Annotated in this window: 22 protein-coding genes, 4 tRNA genes, 1 other RNA gene and 1 pseudogene; 3 read left to right on the forward strand and 25 right to left on the reverse strand. The window is 67.2% G+C overall.

Translation table 11 applies throughout. The features are described 5' to 3' along the window. From mraZ to ACVMK0_RS10075, 11 genes are all read right to left on the reverse strand, one after another. Nucleotides 1-429 carry a division/cell wall cluster transcriptional repressor MraZ gene (gene mraZ / locus ACVMK0_RS10025; RefSeq protein WP_476463713.1) on the reverse strand — a complete coding sequence of 143 codons (429 nt, stop codon included), beginning with the start codon at nucleotides 427-429 and terminating at the stop codon, nucleotides 1-3. Between the two features lie 283 nt (nucleotides 430-712). Further along, nucleotides 713-1,594, reverse strand: coding sequence for a class I SAM-dependent methyltransferase (locus tag ACVMK0_RS10030; protein ID WP_476463714.1), 882 nt, complete (start codon nucleotides 1,592-1,594; stop codon nucleotides 713-715). A 32-nt stretch (nucleotides 1,595-1,626) separates the two neighbouring features. Beyond that, complete coding sequence (gene hslU, locus ACVMK0_RS10035) at nucleotides 1,627-2,964, reverse strand: ATP-dependent protease ATPase subunit HslU (RefSeq protein WP_476463715.1); 1,338 nt, start codon at nucleotides 2,962-2,964, stop codon at nucleotides 1,627-1,629. A 3-nt stretch (nucleotides 2,965-2,967) separates the two neighbouring features. Then, entirely contained in the window at nucleotides 2,968-3,534 is a 567-nt protein-coding gene (gene hslV / locus ACVMK0_RS10040; protein ID WP_045536763.1) for an ATP-dependent protease subunit HslV, read from the reverse strand. A gap of 10 nt (nucleotides 3,535-3,544) precedes the next feature. After that, nucleotides 3,545-5,203: an STAS domain-containing protein gene (locus ACVMK0_RS10045; RefSeq protein ID WP_476463716.1), complete on the reverse strand. Its 1,659-nt coding sequence runs from the start codon at nucleotides 5,201-5,203 to the stop codon at nucleotides 3,545-3,547. Between the two features lie 120 nt (nucleotides 5,204-5,323). Then, the gene (gene dksA / locus ACVMK0_RS10050) at nucleotides 5,324-6,079 is read right to left on the reverse strand and encodes an RNA polymerase-binding protein DksA (protein WP_476463717.1); all 756 of its coding nucleotides are present in this window, start codon (nucleotides 6,077-6,079) and stop codon (nucleotides 5,324-5,326) included. Nucleotides 6,080-6,380: 301 nt separating this feature from the next. Next, nucleotides 6,381-7,481, reverse strand: a complete 1,101-nt coding sequence (locus tag ACVMK0_RS10055; RefSeq protein WP_476463718.1) for a CobW family GTP-binding protein — start codon at nucleotides 7,479-7,481, stop codon at nucleotides 6,381-6,383. A gap of 120 nt (nucleotides 7,482-7,601) precedes the next feature. After that, complete coding sequence (locus ACVMK0_RS10060) at nucleotides 7,602-8,621, reverse strand: tyrosine-type recombinase/integrase (RefSeq protein ID WP_476463719.1); 1,020 nt, start codon at nucleotides 8,619-8,621, stop codon at nucleotides 7,602-7,604. 119 nt (nucleotides 8,622-8,740) lie between these two features. After that, entirely contained in the window at nucleotides 8,741-9,436 is a 696-nt protein-coding gene (locus tag ACVMK0_RS10065) for a DUF484 family protein (protein ID WP_476463720.1), read from the reverse strand. A gap of 133 nt (nucleotides 9,437-9,569) precedes the next feature. After that, entirely contained in the window at nucleotides 9,570-10,478 is a 909-nt protein-coding gene (dapF, locus tag ACVMK0_RS10070; RefSeq protein WP_476463721.1) for a diaminopimelate epimerase, read from the reverse strand. A gap of 81 nt (nucleotides 10,479-10,559) precedes the next feature. Next, nucleotides 10,560-11,219 (reverse strand): YiaD family glycine zipper/OmpA-like lipoprotein, encoded by a 660-nt coding sequence (locus ACVMK0_RS10075; protein WP_476463722.1) that lies wholly within the window; start codon nucleotides 11,217-11,219, stop codon nucleotides 10,560-10,562. Between the two features lie 162 nt (nucleotides 11,220-11,381). On the opposite strand from ACVMK0_RS10075, the pseudogene ACVMK0_RS10080 reads away from it, so the two are divergent. Then, nucleotides 11,382-12,311 (forward strand): annotated as a pseudogene (locus tag ACVMK0_RS10080) (MBL fold metallo-hydrolase); the annotation flags it as partial. Here the strand turns inward: ACVMK0_RS10080 and ACVMK0_RS10085 are convergent. Next, nucleotides 12,301-13,926 carry a diguanylate cyclase domain-containing protein gene (locus ACVMK0_RS10085; protein ID WP_476463723.1) on the reverse strand — a complete coding sequence of 542 codons (1,626 nt, stop codon included), beginning with the start codon at nucleotides 13,924-13,926 and terminating at the stop codon, nucleotides 12,301-12,303. The pseudogene ACVMK0_RS10080 and the gene ACVMK0_RS10085 overlap by 11 nt on opposite strands. Nucleotides 13,927-14,130: 204 nt before the next feature. On the opposite strand from ACVMK0_RS10085, the gene ACVMK0_RS10090 reads away from it, so the two are divergent. Further along, nucleotides 14,131-16,053: a diguanylate cyclase domain-containing protein gene (locus tag ACVMK0_RS10090; protein WP_476463724.1), complete on the forward strand. Its 1,923-nt coding sequence runs from the start codon at nucleotides 14,131-14,133 to the stop codon at nucleotides 16,051-16,053. Between the two features lie 5 nt (nucleotides 16,054-16,058). Here ACVMK0_RS10090 and rnpB read toward each other — a convergent pair. After that, nucleotides 16,059-16,404: RNase P RNA component class A (rnpB, locus tag ACVMK0_RS10095), an RNA gene on the reverse strand. A 111-nt stretch (nucleotides 16,405-16,515) separates the two neighbouring features. On the opposite strand from rnpB, the gene ACVMK0_RS10100 reads away from it, so the two are divergent. Then, a complete protein-coding gene (locus ACVMK0_RS10100) occupies nucleotides 16,516-18,426 on the forward strand; it encodes an NAD(P)/FAD-dependent oxidoreductase (RefSeq protein WP_476464683.1) in 1,911 nt (636 codons plus the stop codon). Nucleotides 18,427-18,539: 113 nt separating this feature from the next. Here the strand turns inward: ACVMK0_RS10100 and htpX are convergent, their stop codons facing one another. The 12 genes from htpX to ACVMK0_RS10160 all read right to left on the reverse strand — a co-directional run bounded on the left by htpX (nucleotide 18,540) and on the right by ACVMK0_RS10160 (nucleotide 25,627). Continuing rightward, a complete protein-coding gene (gene htpX, locus ACVMK0_RS10105) occupies nucleotides 18,540-19,412 on the reverse strand; it encodes a protease HtpX (protein WP_476463725.1) in 873 nt (290 codons plus the stop codon). Between the two features lie 144 nt (nucleotides 19,413-19,556). Further along, nucleotides 19,557-20,084 (reverse strand): transcription termination/antitermination protein NusG, encoded by a 528-nt coding sequence (nusG, locus tag ACVMK0_RS10110; protein WP_231851290.1) that lies wholly within the window; start codon nucleotides 20,082-20,084, stop codon nucleotides 19,557-19,559. A gap of 66 nt (nucleotides 20,085-20,150) precedes the next feature. After that, nucleotides 20,151-20,531, reverse strand: a complete 381-nt coding sequence (gene secE, locus ACVMK0_RS10115; protein ID WP_045536780.1) for a preprotein translocase subunit SecE — start codon at nucleotides 20,529-20,531, stop codon at nucleotides 20,151-20,153. Nucleotides 20,532-20,637: 106 nt separating this feature from the next. Next, nucleotides 20,638-20,713 (reverse strand) — tRNA-Trp (locus ACVMK0_RS10120). 18 nt (nucleotides 20,714-20,731) lie between these two features. Further along, the gene (gene tuf, locus ACVMK0_RS10125) at nucleotides 20,732-21,922 is read right to left on the reverse strand and encodes an elongation factor Tu (protein ID WP_045536781.1); all 1,191 of its coding nucleotides are present in this window, start codon (nucleotides 21,920-21,922) and stop codon (nucleotides 20,732-20,734) included. Nucleotides 21,923-21,975: 53 nt separating this feature from the next. Continuing rightward, nucleotides 21,976-22,050, reverse strand: a tRNA-Thr gene (locus tag ACVMK0_RS10130). A 53-nt stretch (nucleotides 22,051-22,103) separates the two neighbouring features. Further along, nucleotides 22,104-22,177 (reverse strand) — tRNA-Gly (locus ACVMK0_RS10135). A gap of 71 nt (nucleotides 22,178-22,248) precedes the next feature. After that, nucleotides 22,249-22,334 (reverse strand) — tRNA-Tyr (locus ACVMK0_RS10140). 37 nt (nucleotides 22,335-22,371) lie between these two features. Further along, on the reverse strand, nucleotides 22,372-23,145 hold the full coding sequence (locus ACVMK0_RS10145) for a uracil-DNA glycosylase (protein WP_250960527.1): 774 nt from the start codon (nucleotides 23,143-23,145) through the stop codon (nucleotides 22,372-22,374). After that, nucleotides 23,142-23,939: an indole-3-glycerol phosphate synthase TrpC gene (gene trpC / locus ACVMK0_RS10150; protein ID WP_045536785.1), complete on the reverse strand. Its 798-nt coding sequence runs from the start codon at nucleotides 23,937-23,939 to the stop codon at nucleotides 23,142-23,144. Before trpC ends, ACVMK0_RS10145 begins: the two co-directional genes overlap by 4 nt. An 18-nt stretch (nucleotides 23,940-23,957) precedes the next feature. Further along, a complete protein-coding gene (trpD, locus tag ACVMK0_RS10155; protein ID WP_476463726.1) occupies nucleotides 23,958-25,010 on the reverse strand; it encodes an anthranilate phosphoribosyltransferase in 1,053 nt (350 codons plus the stop codon). Nucleotides 25,011-25,057: 47 nt separating this feature from the next. Continuing rightward, complete coding sequence (locus ACVMK0_RS10160) at nucleotides 25,058-25,627, reverse strand: anthranilate synthase component II (protein ID WP_284738199.1); 570 nt, start codon at nucleotides 25,625-25,627, stop codon at nucleotides 25,058-25,060. Nucleotide 25,628: the final 1 nt, after the last annotated feature.

Consider the following 25,628-nt stretch of genomic DNA (forward strand, 5'->3'; position numbering starts at 1 on the left):
TTAGAAAGAAAAGTCCTTCAGGGCCTCGGGCAACTCGCCCTGCATCGCCTGCGCCTCCTGGGCCGCGTAGGCTTGGGCGTCCCAGAGCTCGAAGTGGTTGCCCATGCCCAGCAGCACCGCCTCTTTGTGCAGGCCGGCAGCGGCGCGCAGCTCGGGCGCAATCAGCACGCGCCCGGCGCTGTCGAGCTCGCAGTCCATGGCGTTGCCCAAAAAAATGCGCTTCCACCACTGCGCCGACATCGGCAGCGCGGCGATGCGCTCGCGAAACTGCTCCCACTGCGGGCGCGGAAACAGCATCAGGCAGCCGTGCGGGTGTTTGGTGATGGTGAGCTGCCCAGCGGCGCACGCGCCCAGCACCTCGCGGTGCCGCGTGGGCACCGCCAAGCGACCCTTGGCGTCGAGACTGAGAGAGGAAGCACCTTGGAACACAGCGGAATGGCCTTATGACCCACTTATCACCACAAAAACACACTTTTCACCACTGTAGCACCAAATTCCGCCCACGCCTAGCCGGCGTTACAATTTTTTCAAATGAAATCAATCGCCTAGCACCAGACCGAGATACCAATAGGCAGCAAAAATCGAGCCTAATTAAAGGCTTACACGAAACATCAAAAGTTTTTTATGAAGCTTTTGGCCGGCCACGGGGCCCATGCCGCGCTTGCGGCTGAGGCGGTGGCCGCGCGGCGCCTGCCAAGCCGCGCCCTCGGGCTCAAACGCGCAGCGCGTGCATCGCGTACAGGGGCGCGCCGGTCCAGGGCAGGCACAGCGCCTCGAAGGCCGCACCGGCGGCGCCGTAGCATTCCGAGACGCTGCGCATCCCGGCCTGGCGCAGGCGCGGATGCGCTTGCAGCAGCTCGCCCCCATGCTGCAGGCCCCAGCGGAACTCGGCCCCCGTGGGCCCTACGCTGGCGCTCCAGTGCGACTGCCCGATCCCCCGGTGCGACATGGCGTCGAGCACCAGCACCGAGTCGGGCGGGGCACGCTGGGCAAACTCGCGCAGCAGCGCGCGCACCCGCTCGGGCGGCAGGTACATCAGCACCCCCTCGCACAGCAGCCACAGCGGGGCGCCGGCGGCCCAGCGGTCCAATTCCAGCGCGTCCCACCAGCCATCGCCGGAGAGGTCGATGCCGGCGTTGTGGTGGTGCTCGCCCTGCCCAGGCAGCAGCTGCTCGCGCAGCGCCAGCACCTCGGGCAAATCGGCATCGAGCCAGCGGTTGTGGCCGTTGTCGAACCACTGAAAATGGTTCGACAGACCGCAACCCAAGTTCACGCCGGCCGCATGCGGATGGCGGGCAAAAAATTCGCGCCCCCAAGCCTTGAGCACGTGCGTGCGCCACAGCACATTGAGTACCACCAGCCGATCTTGCAGCAGCGTTTCGGCGTCGCTTTGCAGGCAGCTTAAAAGATGCTCCGCGTCGGCGTCGTGGCAGTCGAGCCAAGGGTAGCAGCGGGCGCCGTGGGCGCGCGCCACCAGCGGGATCAGCAGGGTCGCGCGCACGGCCTGCAGCCGCGTCTGGCGCAGCAAGCACTCCGGCGGCACGGCACCGGGTGGGCAATGGCTGCGGCCGCAGCGCCTGAGGCTGGTCTCCATGCCCCCATGTTACGCCCAAGCGGCGCCGCACGCTACAAAATATAACGCGACAAGTCCTCGTTGCGGCTCAAGGCCGCCAGCCGCGCATCGACCATGGCGGCATCGACCACGACCTCGGTGCCGCTCAGGCGCGTGGCGTCGAAGCTCACCTCGTCGAGCAGGTGCTCCATCACCGTCGCCAAGCGGCGCGCGCCGATGTTTTCGGTGCGCTCGTTGACATCAAAGGCGATCTGCGCCAGCCGCGTGATCGCGTCCGGGCCAAAGACCAGCGTCACGCCCTCGGTCGCCAGCAGCGCCTGGTACTGGCGCACCAGGCTGGCGTGGGTCTGGGTGAGGATGGCCTCGAAGTCGGCCACGGTGAGCGACTGCAGCTCGACCCGGATGGGCAGGCGCCCTTGCAGCTCGGGGATCAGGTCGCTGGGCTTGCTCAGATGGAAGGCGCCGCTGGCGATGAACAGGATGTGGTCGGTCTTGATCGGGCCGTATTTGGTCGACACCGTGCAGCCCTCAACCAGCGGCAACAGGTCGCGCTGCACGCCTTGGCGCGAGACTTCGGCGCTCGACTGGCCGTCGCTGCGGCTGGTGACCTTGTCGATCTCGTCGATGAACACGATGCCGTTTTGCTCGGCGCTCTGGATCGCTTGCAGCTTGATCTCTTCTTCGTTGAGCAGCCGCCCGGCCTCTTCGTCGATCAGCAGGCGGCGCGCTTCGGCGATTTTGAGCTTGCGCGTCTTGCGCTTGTGGGCGCCCAGTTGCGAGAACACGCCGCGCAACTGCTCGGCCATTTCCTCCATGCCCGGCGGCGTCATGACCTCGAGCTGCGGCTGCGTGGCGGCGAGCTCGATCTCGATCTCGCGCTCATCGAGCGAGCCCTCGCGCAGCTTTTTGCGCAACACCTGGCGCGTGGCGTTGTCGCGCTCGGGTTCGCTCGACAACGGGCCCTCGTGCCGCGGCGCAGGCAGCAGCGCATCGAGCAGGCGCTCTTCGGCGTTGTCTTCGGCGCGGGCGCGCACCTTGAGCGCGGCCTGCTCGCGCGCTTGCTTGACGGCGATGTCCACCAGATCGCGCACGATGCTGTCCACGTCTTTGCCGACGTAGCCGACTTCGGTGAACTTGGTGGCCTCGACCTTGATGAATGGCGCCCCGGCCAGCCGCGCCAGCCGGCGCGCGATCTCGGTCTTGCCCACGCCGGTGGGGCCGATCATCAGGATGTTTTTGGGCGTGATCTCGGGCCGCAGCTTGGGCTCGACTTGCTGGCGGCGCCAGCGGTTGCGCAGCGCGATGGCCACGGCGCGCTTGGCGGCGGTTTGGCCAATGATGTGCGCGTCGAGCTCGGAGACGATCTCCTGCGGGGTCATGGCAAAGGACATGGCTTAGAGCACCTCGACGGTGTGGTTCAGGTTGGTGTAGATGCACAGCTCGCCCGCCACCTGCAGCGACTCGCGCACGATCGCTTCGGCGCCCAGCTCGGTGTGCGCCAGCAGCGCGCGCGCTGCCGCTTGGGCATAGGCGCCGCCCGAGCCGATGGCCACGATGCCGTGTTCGGGCTCGAGCACGTCGCCGTTGCCGGTGATGATCAGGCTGGCGCTGCGGTCGGCCACGGCCAGCATGGCTTCGAGGCGGCGCAGCACGCGGTCGGTGCGCCAGTCGCGCGTGAGCTCGATGGCGGCGCGCTGCAAGTGGCCTTGGTGCTTTTCCAGCTTGGCCTCGAAGCGCTCGAACAGCGTGAAGGCGTCGGCGGTGGCGCCGGCAAAACCGGCCAGCACCTGGTCGCGGTAGAGCTTGCGCACCTTGCGCGCCGTGCCCTTGACCACGATGTGGCCGAGCGTGACCTGGCCATCGCCGCCGATCGCCACCTGCACCCCAGCCGGGGTGAGGCGGCGCACGCAGACGATGGTGGTGCCGTAGAGCAGGGCGGGGTCGTGGGATGGAGTGTTCATGTACAAGGCTTTAATATTGTCTCAAGCGCAAAGTGGCGACTTCATTGATGCCCACCGTGTGCAAATAAGCGGCCAACAGCCTTGAGAGCCCATGCAGCTCCACCGCCACGCCGCGCTGGCGCGCCGTGAGCAGGCACTGCATCAGGGCGCTGGCGGCCACCAGATCGACGCGCAGGAGGCCTCGGCAGTCGAGTATGAAGGGCGTACCGGGCGGGTGTTGCACCAGCGCAGCGTCGAGCGCGCCCAGCAGATCGGCGTTGCCCGCACCCAGCTGGCCCGACAGGGTGGGCGCGGCTTGCGACAACAGGGTCAAGGCGGCGGGCCAATCGGCATGGTGCGTGAGGCCAAATTCGGCTTGTGCGTTGGCCCGCTCTGCTGGCAGATCGGGCCATGCCAGGGGCTCGGCGGCACCCGTTGCAGCCGCCGACGGCGACAGCGGGGGCACTGCTCCCGCGCGGGCCGGGGCGGCGGCTGCAGCCGGCAAGCTGTCGGCAGGCACGCAGCGGCACTGGGGCTGCCCCCACTCCGGCGGCAACACGCCGTAGGTGACGCAGTAGTCGAGTGCGGCCAAATCGAATTCGTCGCGCCGGCGCATCAGGCACAGCAGCGCCAGCCGCAACTGCCACCACACGGCATCGTTTTCGCTGCGGCCAGAGGGCGTGCTGGCTTTGAGGCGACGGCGCAACACCGCCGCCCCGACCATGCGCAGATCGAGCGGGCGCTGCAGCCACCCCTGCACCAGCACCAGCAGAGCCCGGGCCGCTGGCAGGTCGGCCGAGAGCAAACCGGTCCAGTCCAACCACTTGGGCGAACCCGGAGCGGCCATGGTTTGCTCCAGTGCCGCCACGGCCTGAAGATCGAGAAACAACGGGCACACCCAGCTGCCGTCCTGCGTGCCTGATGGCTCCGTTTGCGTGGACGGTTGCAGCACACGCCCGGCCTCGGTGGGCCAGCGTGGCACCGGGGTACCAAAGCGATCGGCAAACTCTGCAGCCAGTTCATCAAAGGGCTCAACCTCGCCGCGCGCATGGAAAAAATCCAGTAAAGCCATCGCGGCCACCCGCGCCGCAAGTGATAGCGGTTTTTGCACCATCAGGGCGCGCAGGGCGCGCTCCACCGCAGCATCCTTGCCTAGTGCAAAGGCCTGCGCCGCCTGCGTCAGCTCGGGCTCGCTCAGGGCGGCTGACAATTCCTGCACCGTGAACGGCTGATCCTCGGTTACGACATCGATCGGCAATGCCGCAGCTGGCTTGGCGCGTGCGCGCAAATGCTTTGACTGCGACAAATCGCGCTCAAGGGTTTGCGCTAGGCGGGTGGAGACTATGCGTGCGCCGCCAGCCTCCGGCCCCAGACCGCGCTGCAACCAGTGCTGCGACATTTGCGACTCGATGCGCGCGATCTCGTTGATGGTACGGTTTCTGAACGCACCCGGCCCGACATCGAGCTGCAGCGAGGACGACAAAGGGGACAGAGTTGACAGGTCGCTCAAGCCCGAGCTCGGGGCTGGCAAACCGTCCCGCTCGTGCGCCGCCCAGCGCGCACGCATGAGCTCGCGCAAGTGGTTGAGTTCGTCGTTGCGCACCGCATCGTTGCGGCGCTTGCGCGCCACGGCGGCCTTGAGCAATTGGCGTTCGGAATCACCCCCTGCGGCAGCAGATGGCTCGGGCAACGCGCTGGGCGGCGTCGAAGGCCGAACGATCGCGCCGACGCGATCCAACCAGCTTCGCGGAGGTGGGGCATTCTGACTCATGGCGGCCCGGTCACTGCGCCCGCTTTGCCAGCGCCGTCTTTAATCGCCAAACAGCTTTTGCTTGAGCTCGCGGCGCTGCTGCGCCTCGATCGACAAGCTGGCTGTGGGGCGCGCCAACAGCCGGCCGACGCCGATCGGCTCACCGGTTTCGTCGCAGTAGCCGTAGTCACCCGAGTCGATGCGAGCGATCGACTGCTCGATTTTCTTCAATAGCTTGCGCTCGCGGTCACGGGTGCGCAGCTCGAGCGCATGCTCTTCCTCAATGGTGGCGCGGTCGGCCGGGTCGGGTACCACCGAGGTGTCTTCGCGCAGGTGCTCGGTGGTTTCACCGGCGTTGACCAGGATGTCGTGCTTGAGCTGCTGCAGCTTGCGCTTAAAGTAGGCCAGCTGCACCTCGTTCATGTACTCGGCATCGGGCATGGCCAGCACGTCGGCGTCGGTGAGCTGCTCGAGCGGCACGGTTTTCCAGTTGTTGCTCAGCTTGGGGTTTTTTTTCGGCGTCGTGGGGGTGATGGCCACCAGCACGCGCTCGGGGCTGGGGCTGAACACCGCTTTGGCGGCCCCCGGGTCGTGCGAGGGCTCCACCGTTTGGCTCATCTGGGCCTGCATGGCGGCCTGGGTGGCGCGCTTGTTGACCGACGGTTGCCGCACTTCGCTGCCGGCCTTGAGCACCTCATCGGGGGCGGCCGGTTGGTCGGTTTTGACACCGGCCTTGAGGCCAGTCTTGGTGGGGCGCTTGGCAGGCGCGGCGGCAGCTGTCTCCACTGCCTCTGCAATCGGGGCGGGGTCTTTCACTACAGGTTTCCTCTCTGGGGCCGCGATGGCGGCCGATGCGCGTTTTGGGCCCCCAGCAGCGCCAGCAGGCACCGCAGCCGGCGCTGGACCGGGGGCAGGGGCGACAAAAGCCCCGGATTGTACGGCCAGACCAGGGGCGGCTTTGGGTCTTGGCTCTGGGGCGGTTTTGGCGCCGGATGCGGCTGCAGCTACAGGTGTGGCCTGGGCCGTCGGCACCGGAGCCGCTGCAGCGGCGTAGGGCCAATTGGCGTAGCGGTTGCTCGGATTCATGGCGGCGGTCTCCTGCGGTGCCCGGTGGTGTTCAAACCAATGCTTGCTCCAGCCCTTGCACCAAAATGTCGCGCGGCAAGTCGATGCCGATGAACACCATCTTGCTCTGGCGCACTTCGTCGGGCTTCCACTCGGGCCCCAGGTCGGAGCCCATGAGCTGGTGCACGCCCTGAAAAATCACCTTGCGCTGGGTGCCTTGCATGTGCAGCACGCCTTTGTAGCGCAACATATTGGGCCCATAGACCTGCACGATGGCGCCGAGGAAATCCTCGAGCCGCGCCGGGTCAAAGGGCCGCTGCGCCCGATAGACGAAACTCTGCACGTCGTCATCGTGGTGGTGGTGATGGCCGTGCGAGGCTTCGTGTCGGTGCGAGGGATGATCGCAGTCGGGGCCGTGTTCGTGACCGTGTTCGTGGTCGCAGTCGGGGCCGTGCACGTGATCGTGCGGCTCGGGCTGATGCTCGCTTGGCTCGGTGCTGCGCAGAAAATCGGGGTCGATCTCGAGCTTGGCGTTAAGGTTGAAGCCGCGCAGGTCGAGCACTTTGCTCAGCGCCACCTGGCCGAAATGCACCGCCTCCATCGGGGCCCGCGGGTTCATGTGTTTGAGCCGGTGCTGCAGGGCCGCCAGCGCCCCCGGGCTCACCAGCTCGGCCTTGCTGATGAAGATCTGGTCGGCAAAACCCACCTGGCGCCGCGCCTGCTGGTGGGCGTCGAGCTGCGCCCCGGCGTGCACCGCATCCACCAGCGTGATCACGGCGTCGAGCAGGTAGCTCTCGGCCACCTCGTCGTCCATAAAGAAGGTTTGCGCCACCGGCCCCGGGTCGGCCAAGCCGGTGGTCTCGATCACCACGCGCTCGAAATCGAGCTCACCCCGGCGCTTTTTCTCGGCTAGGTCGCTCAGGGTGCTGCGCAGGTCTTCGCGGATGGTGCAGCAGATGCAGCCGTTGCTCATCTGGATGATCTGCTCGGTCGTGTCGGAGACCAGAATCTCGGCGTCGATGTTTTCGGCGCCAAATTCGTTTTCGATCACGGCGATTTTTTGCCCATGCGCCTCGGTGAGCAGGCGCTGCAGCAGGGTGGTCTTGCCCGAGCCCAGAAAGCCGGTCAGGATGGTGGCGGGAATCAAGGACATGGATGGCTCACAGCAGCAAAACAGGGGCCGACAAGGCCCAGCCTATATCGGACGGGATGGATCGGGGCTGGCACCAAGCGCCAGGCACCAGACCGATCAACCGGTCAGTGTAGTGCAGTTTCAGCTTTTTGGCGCAGTTTTGCGCGCGCGCGGATGGGCCGCCTCGTAGGCGCGGCTCAGGTGCTGAAAATCGAGCCGGGTGTAGATCTGGGTGCTGGCGATGCTGGCGTGCCCGAGCAGCTCTTGCACGGCGCGCAGGTCGGCGCTCGATTGCAGCACGTGGCTGGCGAAGCTGTGGCGCAGCATGTGCGGGTGCACCCGGCCCGCCAAGCCCGCGCTGGCGGCGAGCGCTTGCAGCTTGCGCCGCGCCACCTGGGGCGTGAGCCGCGCGCCGCGCGCACCCACGAACAAGGCCGCCGCACCTGCGTCCAGCCCCGCCTGCGCACGCGCCGCCAGCCACTGCGCCAGCGCCTGCAAGGCAGCGGCGCCCACCGGCACCGTGCGCCACTTGCCGCCCTTGCCCAGCACCTGCACCTCGCCCGCTTGGGCATCGACCCAGCCCAGTGCGGCGCTGCTCGGGCGCACGTCGAGCCCCAGCGCTTCGGCGATGCGCAAGCCGCTGCCGTAGAGCAACTCCACCAGGCAGTGGATTTGCAGCACCTGCCAGTCAGGTGCCGTGGCGGCCACCGTTGGGCCAGCGGCTGCTTCGCTTTCTGTGCCTTCAGCGCGGCCCTCTTTGCGGGCAGGGCCGGCAGACTGCGGCAGGTGCGCGGCCAAGCGCAGCGCGTCGTGTACGTCCAATGCCTTGGGCAAGGGCTGCGCCGCCTTGGGCGCGCGCACCGCCTGCAGCGGGTGCGCCGCGATCACCTCTTGGCGGCCCAGCCAGGTAAAAAAGCCGCGCCAGCACGATAGCACCAGCGCGATGCCGCGCGGCTGCCGACCGCTGGCGCGCAACTGCGCCGCCCAGCGCCGCGCATGGGCTGGGCTGACGCTGGCCCAACCCAAACCCTCGGCTGCACAGCGCTGCGCCAACCCTTGCAAGTGGGTGGCGTAGAGCGCTTGGGTGCGGGGCGCGAGCCGTTTTTCGACCCGGATGTGCAGCAGGTAGCGCGCCAGCCAGTCGGCATCGGTCGAGTTCAAGTTGGGGGCCGATTCGGGACCAATCGATCCGCACGGAAGCGCCGCGCCTGCTGGCGCCTGTTTCGGGTTGCGCATGGGGGGCTGGCGCGCCACGATGCCCTCTCGTGCCGCAGTGTCTCTCAGGCGGTGCCGATCGGCGCACGCAGGCGGCTCAGGGCCGCTGCCGCCAGCTCGGCGATGCGCTGCAGGAAATCGGTGCCCATATCGTTTTGGAAGCGCAAGGGGTCGTCGGAGGCCAGCAGCAGCAGGCCAAAGCAAGGCTGGCTGGCAGCGGTGCGCAAAGGCAACAGGGCCAACGAAGCCGCCGCTTGCGTGGGGAGCAGCCACTGCGTCACCTCAAAATCCCGGTTCGGGCCGCAGTAGGGTTGCTGCAGCGAATCGGCCAAGGCCCGCGCCGCGGGTGTCACCCCGAGGCAGTACGGTGCCCCGGCATGGGTCTGGCTCAAATCCCACAGGCGCAGTGCCACCTGGGGCAAGGCAAAATCGGCCAGCAAGCCGTTTTGCAACGCCTCGGGCAGATCGGGGGCATTGGGCACCGCCAGCAGGCGGCGCGTCCAGTGGTGCAACAAGCCCTCGATGCGCGCGTTCTCGGAGCCATGGCGAATCATGTCGGCCGCCTTGAGTTCGAGGTGGCGGATCTTTTCGCGCAGCAGCTCGGCCTGACGCTCTTGCAAGCTGACAGCGCGCTGGCTGTGCGGACTGGTGAGCTGCACGTGCGCCAGCACCTCGGCATGGCGCTCAAAAAAATCGGGCGTGTTGAGCAGAAACTGAGCGATGTCGTCTTCGGTGATGGGGGGTACGGGCTGCACAGGCAATTTCCTTTGATGATAAAACCGGGCGCGCCTTGGCAACGCCCTGGGCGGTGGAGGATGGCGCGTCAAGGCATAAAGACGCGATTTTCCGCCAAGCGCCCAGCCGCTGCAGGCCTGTCAAGACCTGCAAGACCGTTCAAGGCCGCTCGGGCAGGTCCGGCAGATCGATCACCCCCTCGTACACCGTCTCAGCCGGGCCGATCAACTGCACGGAAGCAGCCAGGCCGTGGCGCGACAGCGGCCATTCGATGCGCAGAGTGCCGCCGGGCAACTGCACCTCGACGGCTTCGTCGAACCAGCCATGCCGGATGCCGGCAACCACCGCCGCACAGGCTCCGGTGCCGCAAGCCAACGTTTCGCCCACCCCGCGTTCATAAACCCGCAAGCGCGCCTGCTGGCGCCCCAGCACTTGCAAAAAGCCGACGTTGACGCGGCGCGGGAAGCGGGGATGGTTTTCGAGCCAAGGCCCCCACTGCGCCACCGGCGCCTCGGCCACCGAGGCCACGCGCAGCAACGCATGCGGGTTGCCCATCGACAGCACCGACAGCTCGACCTGCTCCTGTTGAGGGGTCGGGGACAGATCGGCCGGCAGCGCCAGCGGCCACACCTGCCAGCCACCCTGCGCACGCGGCTGCAAACCCGCAGCGTCGAAAGGGATGCGCTCGAGCTCGAACACCGGCGCCCCCATATCGACCCCGACCCGGCCGTCGCTGCCCAAGCGCAACTCCAGCACCCCGGCGGCGGCTTGCACCCGCAGCGTGGGGCGCGGGCTCAGGCCGCGCTCGTGCACGTAGCGCGCAAAGCAGCGCGCGCCGTTGCCGCAGTTTTCCACTTCGCCGCCGTCGGCGTTGTGGATCGCGTAGGCGAAATCGACGCCCGCGTGCGGCGCGGCGCGCACGCTCAAAATCTGGTCGGCCCCGACGCCAAAGTGCCGGTCGGCCAGCAGGCGGTACTGCGCCGGCGTGAGGCCCAAGCGGCCACGGGTCTCGTCGAGCACGACAAAGTCGTTGCCCGCACCCTGCATTTTGGTGAACGGAATGCGCATGGGCGCATTATCGGCCAGCCGCCGCCCAACTTGGGACCCCCACTCGGGCCTTTGCCGGCCGCTGCGGGCTGCGACTGCGCCTTAGCGCGCGGCCTCTGCCATGAACATCTCGACGCGGCGGTTTTGCGCCCGGCCGGCCGCGGTGTCGTTGCTGGCCACCGGCTCGCGCGCGCCACGGCCGTCGATGCTGATCGCGCCCATCGGCACACCGCGCGCCACCAAGTAGTCGCGCACGCTGGCGGCGCGGTTGATCGACAGCGGGTTGTTGATGGCGTCGGTGCCGGTGCTGTCGGTGTGGCCGATGATGCGCACGCGCGCTTGCGGGTTGCGCAGCATGCCCTGGGCAAAGGTGTCGAGGATCGGGCGGAAGTTGGGCTGGATGTCGGCGCGGCCGACGGCAAACGAGACATCGCTCGGGATGTGGAGCTTGAGCTGGTTGTCGGCCGTCTGCGTGACCTCGACCCCGGTGCCGCGCGTGCTTTCCTCCATGGCGCGGCGCTGCTCTTCCATGCGCGTGGACCAAATGTGGCCACCGATGGCGCCCACGCCGGCGCCGATCACGGCCCCGCGCAGCGCACCGTCGCGGCCGTCGGCGGCGGCGCCGATCACGGTACCGGCCACGGCACCGATGGCGGCGCCGCGAGCGGCGCCTTGCTGGGTTTCGGTCATGGTGGCGCAGCCGGCCGTGAGCACCACAGCGGCGGCCAAAGCGGTGTAGGCGGCATAAGGGACGAAGCGCATGGTTTTTCCTTGGCAGTTGACAATGGTGTCATTATCAGCCTTATGGTGCCGCGCTGCCTAGCCGCCAGACCCAAATTTACAGCCCTTACGATTGCACACCTTTGCCACCCATTGCCGCCCTTCACTTGTTGCCGCGCCACCCGCACAAACCGCGCACCATTCCCTGATCCGACCATGACCCACCCCCTGCCCTTGCACGACCCGCCCGACTGGCAACACGAACAGCCGGTGGCGCTGCGGCCGCATGTGCTGCGCCTGACGGCCCCCAACGCCGGGTTGATGACCGGCCCCGGCACCAACAGCTACCTGATCGGCGCGCCCACCAGCGGCTACTGGGTGATCGACCCCGGCCCGCTGGATGCCAGCCACGTGCAGCGCCTGTGGCATGCCACCGCCGGCCAGATTTGCGCCATCGTCTGCACGCACTCGCACCCCGACCACTCGCCCGCCGCCGTGCCGCTGCAGGCGCTGTGCCGCCAAGGCCCCTCGACGCAGCGCCCAGCGCACCCTTCTGCGCCAGTCGCGCCGATCTTGGGCCTGCCCAGCGCCCCCACGGCGCGTGAGCACAGTTTTTTCCGCCCCGACCGCACCCTGCACGATGGCGAGGTGCTGGAGTTGCCCCACCCCGACGGGCGCTCGGCGCCGCTGCGGCTGCGCGTCCTGCACACGCCCGGCCACGCCGCCAACCACCTGTGCCTGCTGCTCGAAGGCGACGGCCTGTTGTTCAGCGGCGACCACATCCTCGAGGGCAGCACCACGGTGATCGAACCGCCCGACGGCGACATGAGCGCGTACCTCGATGCGCTCGATAGCCTGGCGGCGCTGTGCCTGGACGCGGGCGTGACCCACATCCTGCCCGCACACGGCCATGCGCTGACGCAACCCTTGCAAGCCATCGAGCGGCTGCGCCGGCACCGCCTGCAGCGAGAGGCGCGGGTGCTGTCGGCCATGCGGGCGCTGCCCAAGGGCCAAGTCGACGACTGGCTGCCCGTGGTCTATGCCGATGTGCCTGCGCACCTGTGGCCGGTGGCGCGGCGCTCGCTGCTGGCGCACCTGCAGCGCATCGATGCGCTGGGGCTGTTCAAGCCTTGAGATCGAACACCCGGTAGCGGTCGCGCCCCTCTTGCTTGGCTTGGTACATGGCTTGATCGGCGTGGCGCAGCAGGGTATCGGGGTCGGCCGGGTCGTCGGGCGCGGCCGGAAACAGCACCACCCCCACGCTGGCGCTCGAGGCCACCGCGTGGCCATCGATCTGCACCGGCTGCCGCAGCGCCTCCAGCATGCGCTGCAACACCGGCTGCCACTCGTCTTCGTGGCTCAAATCGGCCAACAGCAGCACGAATTCGTCGCCGCCCAGCCGGGCCAGGGTATCGGCGGCGCGCAAACCTTGCTGCAAGCGGCGCGTGATCTCGATCAGGAACCGATCCCCGGCGGCGTGGCCGAGCAGGTCGTTGATCGGTTTGAAATTGTCCAGATCGAGGTAGCACACCGCCAAGCGGCTGTCCTGACGGCGCGCGCGCGCCAGCGCCACCTGCATCCGGTCTTCGAGCAGGCGCCGGTTCGGCACCCCGGTCAGGGGGTCGTAGTGCGCCAGCCGGTCCAGCGCCTCGCGCTGCTGCTGCAGCAAGGCCCGATCCGCCTGCAGTTCGCGCCTGATGCGCACCAGGCGCCGGGTATTGAACCCCAGCCCCAGCGCCAGCAGCAGCACCAAGCTGCCACTCAGACCCAAAGCCACGATCCAGAGCTGATAGCGCAGCCAGACGTCGGCCCAGGTCACCGTCGGCAGTTGATCAAAAGGCGGCATGCGCAGCTCGCGCATCACCCGCTCCACCGCAGCGTAGTCGGCCGGGATGCTAAAGCCGTACAGCCCAGCCTGCAGTGCAGCCGGGTCGTGGGGGCGCAAGTCCATCAACGCCAGCGCCACCTGGTGCGAGAGTTCGGGCGGCACATGCACAGCGGCCAAGAAGGGCCATTCCGGGTACAGATTGGTCGAAAGACGCAACGCAAAACCCGGTACCTGCTGCGGGTTCATGTGCACCAATTGCCCTGGCTGCAGCTTGCCCTCGCGCTCCAAGTCTTCCAGCACGCTGGTGCGCACAAAGCCGGCATCGACCTCGCGCTGCAGCACCGCTTCGACCACCCGATCCACCGGCTGTCCGGTTTCGACGATGTGTAACTCATGCAGCGGCACCCCGGCTTGCAGCAACTCGGCCGCCGGGGCCATGTACGACCCCAGGCTCTCGCGCCCCGAGACCGCGATGCGGCGCCCGCGCAGATCGGTCAGCGTGGCCAAATCGGTGCGATCGGGCAGGCGCACGATCACCCCGCCGATGCCGTGCACGGGGGTGTCGCCGTGGCGCAGCACCATCGAGGCCAGCGAACCCGACAAGCGACCGCCTTCGCGCAACAGGTGAAAATGCACCGGGTTGGTGAGCACGAAATCGACCCGCCCGGCCTCGATCTCTTGCTCCAGTTCGTCTCCGTTCAAGGCCTGCACCTCGAAACGGTAGCCCGGCACCTTGGCGCTCAAAAAATCGCCCAAGGCGGTGAAACGCTGGAGCATGATGGGCTTGGGCCGGTAGGCAAACACCCCCAGCGTGAGCAGCGGCCGCGCATCGGCCACCGCAGCGCTGGCCCCATTCAGACCGGGCTGCGCCCAAGCGGTGCCCGATCCCCAAACCAAGCACCCAAGCAACAGCCACAGCACGCAACGCCTGCCTGCCCACACCGAGCAGACGGCCCACAACGCGTTCGATCGTCCCAACTCACCACCTCTTGTTGTTTTTCGGCTTCATCATACTCCGAAGTGTAGGCAGTATCGTGGGCTGCCTGCCTAGGGCGGCCATGCCAGCTTAGGTGGCAAAATTCGCTTCCCTGCAGCCTTTGAAAGCGGTACATTGCGCGGTTAAGCATGAGCGCCATCCTACAACCCAAACACAGCGGGCCGCGCCCAGCGCGCCGCTGCGTGGGTGTGCGCCCGCTGGGCTGGCTGTTTGCGCTGGGCGCGGGGCTGCTGGCGCGCAGCAATGCGCTGCTGGCCCATACCGCTGCTCTGCTGGCGCTGGCCGCTGGTCTGCTGGCGCTGGCAGCTGGCCTGCTGATCGGCACGCCGGTCTTGGCACAAACGCCTGGAGCATCAGGGCCGCCCGCTACCGCCGTGGTGCTCGAGCGCCTGCCAAACGGCCTGCACCTGCAAGGGCGCGTGGCCTTGTTGGCCGACCCCACCGGTGCCTTGAGCCTTGAGCAGGTGCGCCAGCCGGCGCTAGCTGCGTCCTGGCACTACCCAGAGCAGTTGTTGCGTGCCCACGGCCCGACCGTGTGGTGGTTGCGCATCGACGTGGTGCAACCCAGCCCCGACGGCCACTGGCTGCTCGAACTGCCCACCACCGCCTTGCGCGACGTCACTTTTTACGGGCCGCTCACGGCCACCGGCGAGCGCTTGGCGGCGCCGCTCACCACCGGCTTGATCCACCCGTTTTCCAGCCGGGTTCTGGGCAGCGAGCGCGCCGTTTTTCCAGTGGCCCTGCCGCAGCCCGGCACCTACACGCTGTACCTGCGGGTGCAATCGAGCATCCCCCAGTACATGACCCCCACGCTGTGGGACGCGGACGATTACCACCTGAGCCGCCAGCACCAGCGCCTGTTCGACGGCGTCATCTACGGCATGCTGCTCACCCTGCTGGCGGCGATGCTGGCGCTCTACTTGGCTTTGCGCGACCCGGTTTTGCTGGCTTTCGGTTTCATGACCGCGTTCGCCGGCCTATCTCTGTTGAGCTTCAACGGCCACGCCGCCCAGTATCTGTGGCCTGCCAACCCGTGGTGGATCGAGCACAGCTACGTGATTTTTCCGGCCCTCTGGCTGGCCGCCTGCGCCGCCTTTGCCCGCGGTTTTTTGAACAGCCACGGCAAGGAGCGGCGCATCGACGGCTTCTTGCTGGGCTTCGTTTGCCTTTGCGGCTTGGCCTTGCTGCTGGGTGTGCTGGGGCATACCGTGTGGGCGCAGCACCTCAACGAGGCCGTGGCGGTGGTGGGCAGCGTGTGCCTGACGCTGATCGCGGCGCGCCAGTGGCAACGTGGCTACCGCCCCGCGCGCTGGTACCTCGCCGGCAGCCTGTTGCCCTTCATGGCCGTGGGCACGGTGGTGGCGGTCAACTGGGGTTGGTCGGAGCAGCTGTTTTGGTTGTACAACAGCCTCGAGATCGGCATCGTGGCGCAGTCGCTGGTGTTTGCGGCGGCCCTGAGCGCCCGCATCCGCTTCGTGCAGCAGCAAAACACCCAGCTTGAACAGCGCAGCCTGCACCTGGCAAAGGCCGCCCTGACCGACACGCTCACCGGCCTCTACAACCGGAGCGGGCTGGATGAGATCGGCAACGCCCTGTTGCGCCGCCCCGGTCGCCACGCGCTGGTGTTGTTCGACCTCGACCGCTTCAAGCCCATCAACGACACCCTAGGCCACGAGGCGGGTGACCAGGTGCTGCGTGAAATCGGTCTGCGCCTGCGCCTGCACACGCGCGAGCGCGATTTGGCCGTGCGTTTGGGTGGCGACGAATTCGTGGTGCTGCTCGCCCAGTGCCCGGCGCGGCCCGAGCTCGACGCCATGGTCGAGCGGTTGCGCCATGGGCTCGAAGCACCGATCGATTACGGGGCCCAGCGTTTGCAGGTGTCGGCTTCTGCCGGCGTGGCGCTCACGCCCGATGACGGCAGCGAACTGTACGGCTTGCTGCGCGCTGCCGATCTGGCCATGTACAACGCCAAGGCCAGCCGCAAGGGGCAGGTGTTTGCGGCCGATGCACCGGTCCCGCCGGAGCGCTCGACGCTGCCGCAACCCGCCTGAAAAAAGTGTGAAGCCTGCCGATACGCCGGATTCTGTGCGCGGCGGTTGCCCGCCGCGTGACCGCCATTTCTCTGGGCCGTGGGTCGCCCACACGGCTCGGTGCCACCTACCCGCCAGCTCCGCGGAACCACGTCAACGCTGGCCTACTTGGTGTTGCTGCGCGCAGAGATTGCCCGTTTCACCCCCCAGGCTCCGGCCGCCGCAGCGGATGGTTCTTGGGGACTCGTCTCTGTTGCTCTGATCCTCACCTCGCGGTGGGCAGCCGTTAGCTGCTGCGCCGTCCTGTGCAGTCCGGACGTTCCTCCAGCGCGCCCTTTCGGGCCTTGCGCCAGCGGCGGTCTGGCAGGCTTCACGGGCTTGATTATCCCGGATTGTGCCCACCACTTGTACCCTCCACATAGACCAGCCGCCTCGAGCCGGCGTATGATCCCGATCCCGTTGCTTGATCAAAACGAGCCCGCCATGCTGCGCCTGTCTGAACTCAAACTGGATTTGTCCGCCCTGCCTGTGCCCACAGAGTCCAACCCGGACGCGGTGCACCCACTGGCGGCGCTGCGCGCGCTGGCGGCGCAGACCTTGGGTGTGCCCGAGCCACAGATCGCGCACTTGCAGGTGCACAAGCGCAGCTTCGATGCCCGCTCGGTGCAGCTGCGCGTGGTCTATGTGGTCGATCTGGCCTTGGCCGACCCCTCGCAGGAGGCCGAACTGCTGCAGCGCCTCGCCGGCCGCCCCCACATCCAGCCCAGCCCGGACATGCGCTGGCACGCCCCGGCCTGCGCCCCGGCTGGCTGGCCCACACGCCCCGAGCGGCGCCCGGTGGTGCTGGGCTTTGGCCCCTGCGGCCTGTTTGCGGCGCTGGCGCTGGCGCAGATGGGGCTCAAACCGCTGGTGCTCGAGCGCGGCCGCCCGGTGCGCCAACGCACCGCCGACACTTGGGGGCTGTGGCGCAAACAGCAGCTGCAGCCCGAATCGAACGTGCAGTTTGGCGAAGGCGGCGCGGGCCTGTTTTCAGACGGCAAGCTCTACAGCCAGATCAAAGACCCGCGCTGGCTCGGGCGCAAGGTGCTGCAGGAGTTCGTGGCCGCCGGCGCACCGCCCGAGATCCTGTACCAAGCGCACCCGCACATCGGCACCTTCAGGCTGGTCAAGGTGGTGCAGGCGCTGCGCGAGCAGATCATCGCCTTGGGCGGCGAGATCCGTTTCGAGCAGCGCGTGAGCGCCTTGCTGCTGGAGCCCGATTCGCCCGATTTTCCCGATGAACCCGACCGTGCCACGCCGGGGAGCCTGCCACCAGTTGCCGACGCACTCGCACTCCAAGCCCTGCGGCTGCGCGGCGTGCGCGTGCACGATCAGGCCACGGGCGCCGAAACCGAGCTGCCCTGTGAGCGCCTGGTGCTGGCGCTGGGGCACAGCGCGCGCGACACCTTTGCCATGCTGCACGACGCAGGCGTGGTGCTGCAGGCCAAGGCGTTTTCGATCGGGGTGCGCATCGAGCACCCGCAAAACCTGATCGACCGCGCGCGCTGGGGCCGGCACGCCGGCCACCCGCTGCTCGGTGCGGCTGACTACAAGTTGGTGCACCACGCGCGCAACGGGCGCGCGGTGTACAGCTTTTGCATGTGCCCGGGCGGCACCGTGGTCGCCGCCACCAGCGAGACCGGGCGCGTGGTCACCAACGGCATGAGCCAATATTCGCGCCAGGAGCGCAACGCCAACGCCGGTTTGGTGGTGGCGATCGAGCCGCGCGATTTTCCGCAAGCATTTCCTGCCGACAGCGCGGCTTGGGCTGCCGCTTTTGGCCCCGAGCGCGGTGCACTGTACGCGCAGCAGGCAAAAGCGCTGGCCGAGCGCAGCCAAGTGCACCCCTTGGCCGGCGTGGTGCTGCAGCGCGACCTAGAGGCGCGGGCCTTTGTGGCCGGCGGCAGCAACTACTGCGCTCCGGGGCAGCGCGTGGACGACCTGCTGGCCCAGCGCCCCAGCAGCGCCTTTGGCAGCGTGCAGCCCTCGTACCAGCCGGGCGTGCACCCCACCGACCTCGCCCATGTGCTGCCCGACTGCGTGCTGCAGGCGCTGCGCGAAGCCCTGCCGGCCTTTGGCAAGCAGATCCGTGGCTTTGACCTGCCCGACGCCGTGCTCACGGGTGTGGAAACCCGCACCTCGTCGCCGCTGCGCATCCCGCGCGGCGACGACTACCAAAGCCTGAACGTGCGCGGCCTGTACCCGGCCGGCGAAGGGGCGGGCTACGCGGGCGGGATATTGTCGGCGGCGGTGGACGGTATCCGCGTGGCCGAAGCGTTGGCCTGCCACGCGCTGGGACAGCCGGCGCCAGCACCCGACCGGGGTGCGCGGCGCGAGGCGGTAACCTATGGATGAACACCAGCAGAGGGCTGGTCTAGCGCCTGCGGTTTCAGAATCTGAGAGCTTGCAGCCGAAGGCCAAGCGCCTGCGGCTTGGCGCTTTTGCGCAAAGGCAAAGCCGCCTCGGTTTTAACCTTGTTGTTGTTGCAGCGCCGCGATGCGCTCGGCAATCGGCGGGTGGCTCGAGAACCACTTGCGCATGCCGCCGCCGCTGATGCCCATGGCCTGCATCTCTTTGGGAAGCTGGCCTGGCTGCAGCCCGCCCAAGCGCGCCAAGGCGTTGATCATGGGCTGTTTGCGCCCCATCAGTTGCGCGGCGCCGGCGTCGGCGCGGAACTCGCGCTGGCGGCTGAACCACGAAACGATGATCGCCGCCAAGATACCCAGCACGATGTCCATCACGATCGTCGTCACCCAGTAGCCAATGCCGGGGGCCTCGCTCTGGTTGCGCAGCACCACGCGATCGACGATGTAGCCGATCACGCGGCTCAGGAACACCACGAAGGTATTCATCACGCCTTGAATGAGCGTGAGCGTGACCATGTCACCATTGGCGATGTGCGCCACCTCGTGTCCGAGCACGGCTTCGACTTCGTCGCGCGTCATGCTTTGCAGCAAGCCGGTGGAAACCGCGACCAGCGCCGAATTCTTGAAGGCCCCGGTGGCAAAGGCGTTGGGCGCACCCTGGTAGATGGCCACTTCGGGCATACCGATGCCGGCCTTGTCGGCAAATTTTTGCACCGTGTGCACCAGCCAGGCCTCGTCGGCGTTGCGCGGCTGTTTGATCACTTGGCACTTGGTGCTGAATTTGGCCATCGGCTTGCTGATCAGCAGCGAGATGAAGGCGCCACCAAAACCGATCACCAGCGAAAACCCAGCCAGCGCAAACAGGTCCAGGCCCTGCGCGGTCAGGAATTGATCCAAGCCCAGCAGTCGCGTCATGACCAGCAGCACGACCATCACGGCCACGTTGGTCAGAATCAGCAGCATTACACGTTTCATCGGGGTTAAACTCCTTGGGATCGGCTAGGGGCAAGCAGGCACAGTGTAAGGCACCGCTGCCTGCGACTGGGCTTCGACCCCAGCAAAGCCCTCGAGTTCCAACGCTGCCTTAAACCTCCACGGGGCAACTGACCCCGAGTCGACTCAGGCTTTTTCGATCTGGTTGAACTCGAGTTCGACCGGGGTCGCGCGGCCAAAGATGGTGACCGAGACCCGCACCTTGTTTTTGTCGTAGTTGACGTCTTCGACCGTGCCGTTGAAGTCGGTGAAGGGGCCGTCTTTGACACGCACGTATTCGCCGGTGACAAACTCGACCTTGTGGCGTGGCTTGTCGGAGCCCTCTTGCATCTGGCCGATGATCTTTTGCACCTCGGCTTCTGAGATCGGGGTTGGGCGGGTGCGGGCGCCGCCCACGAAACCGGTGACCTTGGCGGTGTTCTTGACCAAGTGCCAGGTGTCGTCGTCGAGCACCATTTCGACTAGCACGTAGCCAGGGAAAAACTTGCGCTCGGTGGTGCGCTTGACGCCGTTTTTGATCTCCACCACCTCTTCGGTGGGCACCAAAATGCGGCCAAACTTGCTCTGCATCCCGGCGCGCTGCACGCGCTCGAGGATGTTGCGCTCGGCCGCCTTTTCCATGCCGGAATAGGCGTGCACCACGTACCAGCGCATGCCTTCGGCAGGCGCGGCGCTGTAGGATGGATCGGGGAGAATGGGAGTTTCGGCAGCGTTCATGGCTTATCTCCAGCCCAGGATCAGGTCGTACAGCACCCAGCTGATCAGGCTGTCGGCCAGCCAGAGAAAGAGCGCGATGACGACAACGAAAGCGAACACGTAGGCGGTCATCTGGATCGCTTCGCGCCGCGCCGGCCAGACCACTTTTTGCGTTTCACGCCACGAGTCTTGGCCGTAGCCGATCAACTGCCGTCCGGGCTCGGAAATGAAGAACACCACCGCGCCGGCGGCCAGCCCGAACAGCAGCGCCGCCCACTGCACCCAGGCGCCTTGGGTTTCGAGCCAGAAAAAGGCCGCAAAGCCGGCCACGGCCAGCGCGGCGGCAGCACCCAGCTTGGCCTTGTCGGCGCCACTGCTGACGGTCTCTACTTCGGGGGATGCCATGAAATCCAGTCCTAAAAATGCGTTCTTTGCAGAAACGCAAGCCCACCAGAGGTCTTGCGACTTCGGCGGGCTTTGTAAAACCAACTCCGACCGCACGCCGGTCAGGTGGCAGGGGCAGTAGGAATCGAACCTACAACCTTCGGTTTTGGAGACCGACGCTCTGCCAATTGAGCTATACCCCTATGCGCAATCAATCCAGATCAATCCAAAATCTTCGCCACCACGCCGGCGCCCACGGTGCGGCCGCCTTCGCGGATGGCAAAGCGCAGGCCTTCTTCCATGGCGATCGGGGCGATGAGTTTGACGGTGATGCTGACGTTGTCGCCCGGCATGACCATCTCTTTGCCTTCGGGCAGCTCGATCGAGCCGGTCACGTCGGTGGTGCGGAAGTAGAACTGCGGCCGGTAGTTGTTGAAGAACGGGGTGTGGCGCCCGCCTTCGTCTTTGGAGAGCACATAGACCTCACCGGTGAAGTGGGTGTGGGGCTTGATGCTGCCGGGTTTGCACAGCACTTGGCCGCGCTGCACGTCTTCGCGCTTGGTGCCGCGCAGCAGGATGCCGACGTTGTCGCCCGCTTGGCCTTGGTCGAGCAGCTTGCGGAACATCTCGACGCCGGTGCAGGTGGTTTTCTGGGTGGTGGCGATGCCGACGATTTCGATCTCTTCGCCGACTTTGATGATGCCGCGCTCGATGCGCCCGGTGACCACGGTGCCGCGGCCGGAGATGGAGAACACGTCTTCAACCGGCATCAGGAAGGCGCCATCGACGGCGCGCTCGGGCTGCGGGATGTAGCTGTCGAGCGCATCGGCCAGTTTCATGATGGCTTGTTCGCCCAGCGGGCCTTTGTCGCCTTCGAGGGCGAGTTTGGCCGAGCCGTGCACGATCGGGGTCTGGTCGCCGGGGAAGTCGTATTTGTCGAGCAGCTCGCGCACTTCCATCTCGACGAGTTCGAGCAGCTCGGCGTCGTCCACCATGTCGCACTTGTTGAGGAAGACGATGATGTAGGGCACGCCGACTTGGCGCGCGAGCAGGATGTGCTCGCGGGTTTGCGGCATCGGGCCGTCGGCGGCGGAGCAGACCAGAATGGCGCCGTCCATCTGCGCGGCACCGGTGATCATGTTCTTAACGTAGTCGGCGTGACCGGGGCAATCCACGTGGGCGTAGTGGCGGCTGGCGGTTTCGTATTCGACGTGCGCGGTGTTGATGGTGATGCCGCGCGCTTTTTCTTCAGGGGCGGCGTCGATCTGGTCGTAGGCCTTGGCCTGTCCGCCAAACTTGGCTGCCAGCACGGTGGTGATGGCCGCCGTGAGCGTGGTTTTGCCGTGGTCCACGTGACCGATGGTGCCCACGTTGACGTGCGGCTTGGTCCGCTGGAATTTTTCCTTTGCCATGCTACAGCTCCGAATTGAAGAATGCCGAAATGATTAAAAACACACCAAAGACTTGGTGCCCATGGGCAGAATCGAACTGCCGACCTCTCCCTTACCAAGGGAGTGCTCTGCCACTGAGCCACATGGGCGTAGCGGCCTTGCGGCCACCCACAAAAAACATCAGCCTATACAGCACCGGCGCTGGAGCGGGAGACGGGAATCGAACCCGCGTCATCAGCTTGGAAGGCTGGGGTTCTACCATTGAACTACTCCCGCATCGAGCCCCGCTTGGGCCGGACGCAGCAGCCACAGTCTGCTCGAGCTCCGGTTTGCCGCATCGGCTTTGCTGGTGGAGGAGGCTGGATTCGAACCAGCGTAGGCGTAAGCCAACAGATTTACAGTCTGCCCCCTTTAGCCACTCGGGCACCCCTCCAGCAAGCCCCGCATTATGCCACGGTGCCAAAGCGTTTTCAGCACCAGTCTATGCTTTTTTCGCCGCGTTGCAACAACCAGCGGTTCACGGCGCCAAAATGGCCGCAGCCGATGAAGGGCTGCGGCGGCCGCCGCGCCGCCAGCGGCGAGGGGTGGTTGGCGCGCAGGCACAGGTGCGGCTGGCGGTCGAGGGCCGCGCTTTCTGCGGCGGCTTGGGCGTGGCGGCCCCAGAGCAGGAACGCCTTGGGCCGGCCGTGGGCGGCGCAAGCCTGCAGCACGGCGTGCGTGAAGCGCTCCCAGCCCCAGCCGGCGTGGCTGCCGGCCAGCCCGGCCTGCACCGTGAGGGTGGTGTTGAGCAGCAGCACGCCTTGGCGCGCCCACGGCTCGAGGCTGCTGCCCAGCTGCGGGCTGCCTTGGTGCACCGGCTGGTCAGCGGGTTGGCAGCACGCCGCTTCGCGCTTCAATTCGACCCAAATGTTGCGCAGCGAAGGCGGCGGCCGCTGACCCGCTGGCACCGAGAAGGCCAGCCCTTCGGCCTGACCCGGCCCGTGGTAGGGGTCTTGGCCCAAGATCACGACCCGCACCTGTTCCAGCGGCGTGAGTGCCAGCGCGCGCAAGGGATGCGCCGGATAAAGCTGCAACCCGGCATCGATCTGCTCTTGCAGGCGCTGGCCCAGCTGCTGCCCATGCGGGCTGGCGAGGAATGCCTGCCACAGCGGCTGCCAGTCGGGAGCGAGGGACCAATCTTGCGGCGCCCAAGCGCTCAGCGATCCCTGCGGCTGTGCCGAGTTTGCGCTGCCAAGCGCGCTCACGGCCCGGGGTCGAACAGCTCGGCCAGCGCCTGCCCCGGATCGGGGGCGCGCATGAAGGCTTCACCGACCAAAAAGGCCGAAACGCCGCCGTCGCGCAGCCGCAGCACGTCGGCGCGGGTGCCGATGCCGCTCTCGCTCACCAGCAGCCGCTGCGGCGGCACGTGGGGGCGCAGCTCGAGCGTGGTCTCGAGCCGAACCTCGAAGCTGCGCAGGTCGCGGTTGTTGATGCCGATCAGCGGCGTGCGCAGGCGCAGCGCGCGCTCGAGCTCGGGCGCGTCGTGCACCTCCACCAGCACCGCCATGTGCAGGCTGTGCGCCAGCGCCTCGAGTTCGGCCATCTGCTCGTCGGACAGGCAGGCGGCGATGAGCAGCACGGCGTCGGCGCCGAGCACGCGCGATTCGTACACTTGGTAGGGGTCGATCAGAAAGTCTTTGCGCAGCACCGGCAAATGGCAGGAGGCACGCGCTTGCTTGAGGTAGTCTGGGCTGCCCTGAAAGTAGTCGCGGTCGGTGAGCACCGACAGACAGGCGGCGCCGTTGGCGGCGTAGCTCTGCGCGATGTCGGCCGGCTCAAAGGGCTCGCGCAGCACGCCCTTGGAGGGGCTGGCTTTTTTGATTTCGGCGATCACCGCCGGCTGGCCGGCGCGCAGCTTGGCGCGCAAGGCGCCGGTGAAGTCGCGCGTGAGCAGGCGGCTTTCGGCGTCGGCACGCACCACGGCCAAGGGGTGACGCGCCTGCGCCTGTGCGATTTCTTCGCGCTTGGTAGCGACGATGCGCTGCAAAATGTCGTTCATGAGTAGGGGCTCCAGCTTTCAGGTGCCGGCGGCCAGCGCGCCGGTGGTGGCGAGGAACTGCTCGAGCTTGGCGCGGGCGGCGCCACTGGCCAGCGCGGCGCGGGCGCGCTGCAAACCGTCGGCAATCGATTCGGCCACGTCGGCAGCGTAGAGCGCGGCCCCGGCGTTGAGGGCCACGATGTCGCGCGCTGCGCCGGGTTGGTCGTCGAGCACCGCGCGCAGCAGGGCCAGCGACTGCGCCGGACCTTGCACGCGCAAGCTTCGGTGGCTGGCCATGGCCAAGCCAAAATCATCTGGGTGCAGCTCGTATTCGCGGAGGGCGCCGTGGCGCAGCTCGCCGACGCGGGTCGCGGCCCCGAGGCTGATTTCGTCCAGCCCATCTTGCCCATAGACCACCAGCGCGTGCTGCGCGCCCAGGTCTTGCAGCACCCGCAACAGCACGCCCACCAGCTCGGGGGCAAACACGCCCAGCAGGATGTTGGGCGCGCCGGCCGGGTTGGTGAGCGGCCCCAAGATGTTGAACAGCGTGCGCACGCCGAGCTCGCGCCGCACCGGGGCCACGTGCTTCATGGCCGGGTGGTGGTTGGGCGCAAACATGAAGCCGACGCCGGTCTGCTCGACGCAGCGTGCGATCTGCGGCGGGTTCAGGTTGATCTGCGCGCCCAGCGCCTCCAGCACGTCGGCGCTGCCCGATTGGCTGCTGACGCTGCGCCCGCCATGCTTGCTCACGCGCGCGCCGGCGGCGGCGGCCACAAACATGGCGCAGGTGGAGATGTTGAAGGTCTGTGCGCCGTCGCCGCCGGTACCGACGATGTCCACCAGATGGCGCCGATCGGCCAGCTCGACCGGGGTGACGAATTCGCGCATCACCCGTGCGGCGGCAGCAATTTCGCCGCTGCTCTCGCCCTTCATGCGCAGCCCGGTCAGCAGCGCCGCCAGCGGCACCGGCGCCACGGCGCCCTGCATGATCTGCTGCATGAGCTGGCGCATTTCTGCGGGCAAAAGCTCGCGCCGTTCAAGGACGCGCTGCAGCGCCTGCTGCGGCGTGAGGGCGGGGAGCACGGTGTCCATGGTGGATGCAATCTGGAAGGGAAAGGGTTGCGCAGGGCTTCAGGTCTTCAGCGCTGCGCCAGAAAGTTTTGCAGCAAGGCGTGGCCGTGCTCGCTCAAAATGCTCTCGGGGTGAAACTGCACGCCTTCGATGGCCAGACTGCGATGGCGCACGCCCATGATCTCGCCGTCGTCGCTCCAGGCGCTGATGGCCAGGCACTCGGGCAGGGTGGCGCGCTCGATCGCCAACGAGTGGTAGCGGTTGACGGTGAACTGCGCCGGCAAGCCAGCGAACACGCCCTCTTGGGTGGTGTGGATCAGGCTGGTTTTGCCGTGCATGAGCTGCTGCGCGCGCACGATGCGCCCGCCAAAAGCCGCCCCGATGGCCTGGTGCCCCAGGCAGACGCCCAAAATGGGCACGCGCCCGGCCAGCGCTTGGATGGCCGCCACCGACACCCCCGCCTCGGCCGGCGAGCAGGGGCCGGGCGAGACCACCAAGCGCTCGATCTCGCCCGCTGCCACGCGCTGCTCGAGCTCCTCGAGCCCGATCTCGTCGTTGCGCCGCACCAGCACCTGGGCCCCGAGCTCGCCCAAATACTGCACCAGGTTGTAGGTGAAGCTGTCGTAGTTGTCGATCATC

It is taken from the genome of Serpentinimonas sp. SSL01, from assembly GCF_056323735.1.

Coding starts and splice junctions, on each gene's coding strand:
- ACVMK0_RS10030 (WP_476463714.1), bottom strand. CDS start 1,594: ATGGAGACCAGCCTCAGGCGCTGCGGCCGCAGCCATTGCCCACCCGGT.
- hslU (WP_476463715.1), bottom strand. CDS start 2,964: ATGTCCTTTGCCATGACCCCGCAGGAGATCGTCTCCGAGCTCGACGCG.
- hslV (WP_045536763.1), bottom strand. CDS start 3,534: ATGAACACTCCATCCCACGACCCCGCCCTGCTCTACGGCACCACCATC.
- ACVMK0_RS10055 (WP_476463718.1), bottom strand. CDS start 7,481: ATGTCCTTGATTCCCGCCACCATCCTGACCGGCTTTCTGGGCTCGGGC.
- dapF (WP_476463721.1), bottom strand. CDS start 10,478: ATGCGCATTCCGTTCACCAAAATGCAGGGTGCGGGCAACGACTTTGTC.
- ACVMK0_RS10075 (WP_476463722.1), bottom strand. CDS start 11,219: ATGCGCTTCGTCCCTTATGCCGCCTACACCGCTTTGGCCGCCGCTGTG.
- ACVMK0_RS10090 (WP_476463724.1), top strand. CDS start 14,131: ATGAGCGCCATCCTACAACCCAAACACAGCGGGCCGCGCCCAGCGCGC.
- ACVMK0_RS10100 (WP_476464683.1), top strand. CDS start 16,516: ATGCTGCGCCTGTCTGAACTCAAACTGGATTTGTCCGCCCTGCCTGTG.
- htpX (WP_476463725.1), bottom strand. CDS start 19,412: ATGAAACGTGTAATGCTGCTGATTCTGACCAACGTGGCCGTGATGGTC.
- nusG (WP_231851290.1), bottom strand. CDS start 20,084: ATGCGCTGGTACGTGGTGCACGCCTATTCCGGCATGGAAAAGGCGGCC.
- secE (WP_045536780.1), bottom strand. CDS start 20,531: ATGGCATCCCCCGAAGTAGAGACCGTCAGCAGTGGCGCCGACAAGGCC.
- tuf (WP_045536781.1), bottom strand. CDS start 21,922: ATGGCAAAGGAAAAATTCCAGCGGACCAAGCCGCACGTCAACGTGGGC.
- trpC (WP_045536785.1), bottom strand. CDS start 23,939: ATGAACGACATTTTGCAGCGCATCGTCGCTACCAAGCGCGAAGAAATC.
- trpD (WP_476463726.1), bottom strand. CDS start 25,010: ATGGACACCGTGCTCCCCGCCCTCACGCCGCAGCAGGCGCTGCAGCGC.
- ACVMK0_RS10160 (WP_284738199.1), bottom strand. CDS start 25,627: ATGATCGACAACTACGACAGCTTCACCTACAACCTGGTGCAGTATTTG.